The organism is Vibrio sp. V19_P1S1T109, from assembly GCF_002241375.1.
Taxonomy (GTDB): Bacteria; Pseudomonadota; Gammaproteobacteria; order Enterobacterales; family Vibrionaceae; genus Vibrio; species Vibrio anguillarum.
The window spans coordinates 1-6692 of sequence record NZ_NDIM01000139.1 but is presented as its reverse complement, the minus strand read 5'-3'; the positions used below and the strand labels follow the sequence as shown (position 1 = coordinate 6692).

Here is a 6692-nt window from a genome sequence, read left to right as displayed (position 1 = left end):
CGCCTGCGCCCGCCAGCCCAAGCAGCAATAATAGAAACATCAGCATTTTTTTCATCTTGCTGCTCATTCCTTTCTTGTTGTGCGCAACCTTGTTCGGCGCGGCACGCTTTAATTGTTCGTTAATTATAGTTGAAATCTCCAAATGTCATTTTTACTCACGATTCGAACCAATAGCGATACTAACGACAGCCTAATCCTGAACTTGATGCTATGCGTCAATCTTCTGCAAAATCAGTCCCTTTTATTGGGTGAAGCTCCCACTATCATCATGAACCATATCATTATCAAGCTCATGAATCGTACCGATACGACAGCGCTTTTCTGGAGCTAGTTTTTCATATTCGGTGAGATAAATATCGCTATGTATATGCTCTGCAATCATTTTGACCAACAGACGATTATTAGAATACAGACCCAACGCTTCTTGACGATGAGAAAACATTACTGCTTGTTTCATATCCACAACCAACATAAAACGATGCGAGGGATAACGTTGCTCCTGCTGGTCGGAGCGAGAATATAGCTCCACTTTAGGATGTGGTACCGATAATTTATTAAAGGAAAAGGTAATGACTCGAACACCTCTTTCGATAGCATCACAAATTTCTTTTTCTAATAGCTCTAGATGAAAGTCAGTATTTAGGTACACCTCCACCTGCGCGAGTGCCAGCATCTCTCTCGCTTTTTGAATGAGGTTTTCAAAACCCGTCACGTTATAAATAAACTCTTTCTCCTCTTGGAGCATCATGCGCGATAGCTCTTTTTTAAGGATCTGAATATTGTCGATCGTCTGTCTTTCTATTTGGCTGAAAATGAGTTCGGGCGATTTTGCTTCATACTCTTTTGTGTCTCCATCCGACATAAAAATACAACCATTTTTGTATAAATTATCGATTGAAGAATAAACCGATGAGCGGGACAAAGAGATATCTTTGGCAATCTTATAGCCGCTTGATCGACCATTTTTAAGTAAATTGATGTAAACCAATGCGTCTGTCTTAGTAAATCCAAACCCCATCAATTTCGTTACCAGTTCAGTCACAGGTTCTCCTCGCTTTTTATTCACAGTTGAATTCCTAAATGTACCTACACCATTTGAGGCTGCCGATAGCTAACAAGTGAAAAAAGATCACGAGCAAACCCAACGAAAAACCTCAAATTGGATAGGTATAGAGATTATCACTCCTTACGCAGTGAATGTAGACGAATCTATTGAGATTCAGGGTGAACTAAGCTTATCGCCACCAAGCCTAAGCGGTGCATAAGCCCAAGATGTTAAAACCGAAAGCGGTTAAATGCATAAGCTGCTCTTGCCACATAAACGAAATAGCACTATCACTGTTATTAATAAAAAACGTTTGCTCACCTCGGGAATAGGCCAACACGGAAGGATGCTCGACGGTATGCCAATTAAGTGAAGGTTCATTCCAGTGTGGATGATTTTTACGCAATTCAATAAGCCACTGAATAAAGGCTTTGAAATCGAGATCTTGTTCAGATTCATCCCAAATCATACACTTCCGATTGTCTTCTCTACCCATACCTTTACACCCATCCATCCCTATTTCTCCACCATAGTAAATACAAGGTGAACCAACCTGCGTGAACATGAATAAATAGGCTAGCTTAGCTTTATGCTTATCATTGGCACATAAGCTAAGTAAACGAGTCGTATCATGGCTTTCTAGTAAATTAAACATCACTTCGTTGACGTTTTTAGGATACGCAAGATATGAACGAGTCACTGCATGCATGAAAGTTTCTTTATCATAAGCCTGCAGTGCAAAATAATCCGTAGTGGCCTGAGTCAGTGGGTAATTCATTAAAGAATCGTATTGATCGCCACGTAACCAAGGCATACCCTCATGCCAAATCTCACCCAAAATGTAGCAATCAGGTTTTATGCTTTTCACCGTACGACGAAAATCCCGCCAAAACTCATGATCGACTTCGTTTGCAACGTCTAAACGCCAACCATCAATGTCAAATTCTTCAACCCAATGCTGTGCCACACTCAACAGATACTGGCGACATTGTTCGTTTTCGGTATTCAATTTGGGCATTTCGATTACATTACCAAACGTTTCGTAGTTGAAATCCCAAAAATCCCACTCTTCTTTCGGTATATCTGGATAGACGGGGAAGCGGTTAATCCAAAACCAATCTGCGTAACGCGACTGAGCTCCATTTTTAACCACATCTAACCAAAATGGGTGTTGATCACCAACATGGTTAAACACTGCATCTAACATCACTTTCATCTTGCGGCGATGTGCTTCTTTGACCAAAGCCCGAAATGCCTCATTACCACCAAAATGTGGATCCACATTAAAATAATCAACAGTGTCATATTTGTGATTCGCATTAGCAGTAAATACTGGACAAAAATACAACCCATTCACCCCCAGTTCTTGGAGATAATCCAGTTTTTCAATCACACCCCATAGGTCGCCCCCCATAAAGTTATGCGAACTAGGCTGGCTACCCCACGGCTGAACATCGAAAGGAGAAATATCCGGCATTCCATTATGGAAACGTTCAGGAAAAATTTGATACCAAATAGTTTCTTTGACCCAATTTGGCGTGCATAACACATCTCGCGGATTAAGGTACGGAAAACAGAAAAAATTGCTCAAGTTACTTAATTCCATTTCCGCAATATTAGGATCACGGATATCAACACATCGCTTTTCTCCAAACAGCAGTTTTTCACCTTCACGACCATGAAGAATGAAGCCATAACGACTTCGACGTTTCGGTGGCTGAAACTGCGCAAACCAATGGTCGTGATACTCAGTTTGTCCCTCAAATAACATAGGCACCGTGTTACCGCCAACCCAACCATGTGCATCACTGCCGCCTAGGTTACCGCCGTCTAAACCACCTTCAGCCCAGTGATATGGATCACCGATCCACAAGGAAACATTATCCACCTCTCCTTTGGCCGTACGGAAACGAATATGTAAAGTTGCATTGTCATAAGCGTAGCTATCTGCACTCTTTGCGGAATGCATCAGTGAACTTTTTGTGATCATACTAAATGTACCTAAGAATTATTCTTTTACCGCACCGCTAACAAGGCCCGTGGTGATGTGTTTTTGAGTTACTACGAAAAGCAACGTGATAGGTATCGCTACCAATAAAGATCCTGCGGCAAACAGCGTAAAGTTCTCGGCTGAGTTTGATGAAATCCAACTGAAGATCCCAATGGCTAAGGTCATTTTTTCTTCACTACGCAAAATCAACGTCGGCAGAATGAAATCCATCCAAGGTCCGGTGAATGATACCAAAGCAACAAATACTAAAATGGGGCGGGCTAATGGTAGAATAATTTCTAGAAAAATCGTCATATGCCCTGCTCCATCAATTTTTGCCGCTTCATCTAATGAGGTTGGTAACGCATCAAAATACCCTTTCACGAGCCAAGTCATAAATGGTAACGACCCGGTTACATACACAAACAGTAAGCCTGCGTAGGTGTCAATTAAGTTCATTTTTGATAATAGAATGTAAATTGCCGTCATCGATAAAAATGCGGGGAACATTTGCAGCACTAAAATCCCCATCATCACATTACGTTTACCTTTAAATCGATAACGCGAAAAAACATAAGCCGTCATGGTGACAACAATGAGTGAAATTCCCATATTGGCGGTGGCTAATATCAACGTATTGATATACCAATCTAAATAAGGTGTATCAGTAAATAACGCACGATAATGGTCCAGCGTAAACGTAATATCACTAAATGAGGTACTAAAGAGATTATTGCCACGCTTAAACGATGCGAGGATAGTCCAGGCAACCGGCCCTAACACTAACAAAGCATTCAGTAACAAGAACAGATAGACCAATAGCGTCCCTAATTTTTCAGCAAGTCGATTCATCGTTACATCCCCACATCATCTTTAAAGGATTTCATTCTGCGGAACTGCCAAATAGCAATTACGGACAGGAACAGGAAGATTACAATCGAAATAACAGAAGCAATCTGGTATTGCTGGAAGTCCAAGGTCAATTTGTAAATCCAAGTGATCAAAATATCGGTATGTCCAGCAAAACGGTATTCAGGATTGATCGGACCGCCTTCAGTCAACAAGAATATCGCTCCAAAATTATTGAAGTTATGAGCAAATGTCATGACTAGTGAGGGGGCGACTTGGTGCAATACCATCGGCAACGTTATCTCTTGAAACTGCTGGAGTTTACTTGCCCCATCGACTTCACTGGCTTCATAGAGATCACGAGGAATGTTGGTCAATGCCCCAGCAATCAACAGCATAAAATAAGGTGCCCCAACCCAGACACTGACGGCAATTACTGTTATCTTGGCAGTAAATGGATCAGATAAAAATGCAATAGAATCGACTCCCCAACTATTTAAAGTGGCGTTTACCGGGCCAATTCCATTCAGTAATAAGCGAAACATTAGTAAGGTAACAAATGCGGGAATGGCATAAGGGAGAATAAAGACAAACCGCCAGAGTTTTTTCGCTTGAATGTTCCGATTCTCTAAGGCGAGAGCGAGCAAGAAACCAAAACCGCAAGTACAAATTGTTGCAGTGACTGCCCATCCAACCGTCCATAAAGCAACACCAAAAAATGTATTTGACCAAATTTTCAGCTCAAACAGTGTCCAAAAATTTCTTAACCCTACCCAGTCCACTAAATTCTTAGGGGGGATATGATGAGGTGCTGAATAGTTCGTAAAGGAAACCAGTACCGTAATTGCAATAGGTAGAATAATAAACGCAATAGTCACTATCAAAGCGGGAGAAAGTACGATGAATGCAAAATGTTTATTATAAATGGATTGAATTTGCCCACGAATATTCAGCTTACACAATGCACAAGATTGGGCATCTTTGACGTTCAGAATATAGGTAGTTATGAAACAGAGCATAAGAATGACTGCAATAACACCTTCCACCAACATATGAATGGAGTTATCACCTTGGATAACTTGAAAACCTTGCCGAACTTGTACCACATCGCCTAAAGAAACCAAGCCTTTGAGCGCCAAAATAAGGTTAGGTAGCGCAAACAAAAACAACACATTAACCGTAAAAAGAAAGATGCCTTTCACCCAATGTTTATGAACAAGTTGCGTTGTACCCATGATCAACATTGAGCTGAGGAAATGGAGTCTATTTTGAGTTTTGGCTAACAACATGCTTACTCCTGAAATGCGATCTGCTCTTCAATGATTGCTCGAGCATGGTCCAGCACTGACTTTGGCTCTTTACCATTTACCCACATTGCGGTGATAGCACTGGCCATGGGAGACCACAAATAACCCATTTCAGGAATCGATGGCATCGCATCGGAATAGAATCCCTGAGCGATGATGGCGTAAGTGGCTTCATCTGCATCGACAATGATCTCTTCCATTAACGATTGAACGGGTGGAATGGATTTCGTCATCTCATATCGCTTCATCAGCATCTTGTCAGACGCAATGTAATCAGCAAACAGTTGCGCTGCTTTTGGGTATTCACTGTATGTCGATACCACTGCAAGCCTAACTGTTGAAAAAGTACGTAATTGCTGACCTTCTAGAGTGGGAATCGGCATGACCCCATAGTTTACGCCGCTCGCGGCATAGCCTTGAATTGCCCAAGGACCATCAATAATTGCGGCCACTTTACCCTCGGAAAATAAACCACGGCGAACTTGCGGGTTACGCATATCAATCGGGTTTGAACTATTAGCCGCTTGCAATGTTTTCATGGCCAAAAGACCTTTTTGCGCTAATTCAGAATTGATCCCGATATCTTTAGCATCTGTCCCTTTATTCCCAAATTCATAAGCGCCATAAAGGGTTAAAAACATTCGAGATTCATAATAATTTTGCACATCCCACAATAAAGCGTATTTGTTCTCTTTTACATTATTAAATATCTCGCCAAAGCGAATCAGTGCTTCAAATGTTTTGGGTGCTTCAGGTAACAAATCTTTGTTATAAAAGAGCGCCAACGTCGCATAACTGACAGGGAAACCATAACTGGCTCCACCATATTGCATTGCAGAAATAGCATTTGGCATAAAGTTATGTTTCATACGATCAACTGAAACTAAGTTTTCCATCGCCCCACCAGCAACTACTAACCTTCCTAATAAGTCATGCTCTATTTCCGCCACATCCGCAACGCGTGCGGATCCGCCGTCTTGAATCATTCGCGATGCAGCGTCTATCGGAGCTAAACCACGAAATGTAAATTTAACTTTGTAACCAAAATCTTGATTGAATTGGTCAGCGGCATATTTCATATAGTCGAGCGTCGTGTTATCTGTCCAAATCAATAATTCAGAGTCTATTTCCGGCGTAATCGTCTCAGCAGAAACAATAGAAGCTGAGCAAATCAAAGTTGCAGCTAATACTGTTTTCATCCATCTATTTCTCATATCAACACCAATGGTAGTACAAAAGATACTACTAGGTTAAATGTCGCCGATTTTAAGTCAACCACTATCATCTTCATACCACAGGAAATTGTGATTTCAATCACCAAACCTTATTTAAAAACACTTGAATGGGCGTATGCGAAAACCTAAACAAGACGTCACCAAGTAGAGCCACAAGGCAAAACGCGTAAAGACCTCCCTTAAACTAATCGACAAAGAAGTAAATTCGTGATCTAAATCTCTATAATAAGCAATTAAAAGTGACCAACATCTCACTTATAGAATGC

Annotated in this window: 5 protein-coding genes; all 5 read right to left on the bottom strand. The window is 41.2% G+C overall.

All coding sequences use genetic code 11. The features are described from left to right. Positions 1-241: 241 nt before the first annotated feature. The 5 genes from B9J87_RS06530 to B9J87_RS06510 all read right to left on the bottom strand — a co-directional run bounded on the left by B9J87_RS06530 (position 242) and on the right by B9J87_RS06510 (position 6390). Positions 242-1042: a TrmB family transcriptional regulator gene (locus B9J87_RS06530; protein ID WP_029189831.1), complete on the bottom strand. Its 801-nt coding sequence runs from the start codon at positions 1040-1042 to the stop codon at positions 242-244. Between the two features lie 208 nt (positions 1043-1250). Further along, positions 1251-3035: a glycoside hydrolase family 13 protein gene (locus B9J87_RS06525; RefSeq protein ID WP_064626704.1), complete on the bottom strand. Its 1785-nt coding sequence runs from the start codon at positions 3033-3035 to the stop codon at positions 1251-1253. Positions 3036-3053: 18 nt separating this feature from the next. After that, positions 3054-3887 carry a sugar ABC transporter permease gene (locus B9J87_RS06520; protein ID WP_013868520.1) on the bottom strand — a complete coding sequence of 278 codons (834 nt, stop codon included), beginning with the start codon at positions 3885-3887 and terminating at the stop codon, positions 3054-3056. 2 nt (positions 3888-3889) lie between these two features. Beyond that, entirely contained in the window at positions 3890-5173 is a 1284-nt protein-coding gene (locus B9J87_RS06515) for a carbohydrate ABC transporter permease (RefSeq protein ID WP_047691248.1), read from the bottom strand. Between the two features lie 2 nt (positions 5174-5175). Then, the gene (locus B9J87_RS06510; RefSeq protein ID WP_038148601.1) at positions 5176-6390 is read right to left on the bottom strand and encodes a sugar ABC transporter substrate-binding protein; all 1215 of its coding nucleotides are present in this window, start codon (positions 6388-6390) and stop codon (positions 5176-5178) included. Between the last annotated feature and the right edge of the window lie 302 nt (positions 6391-6692).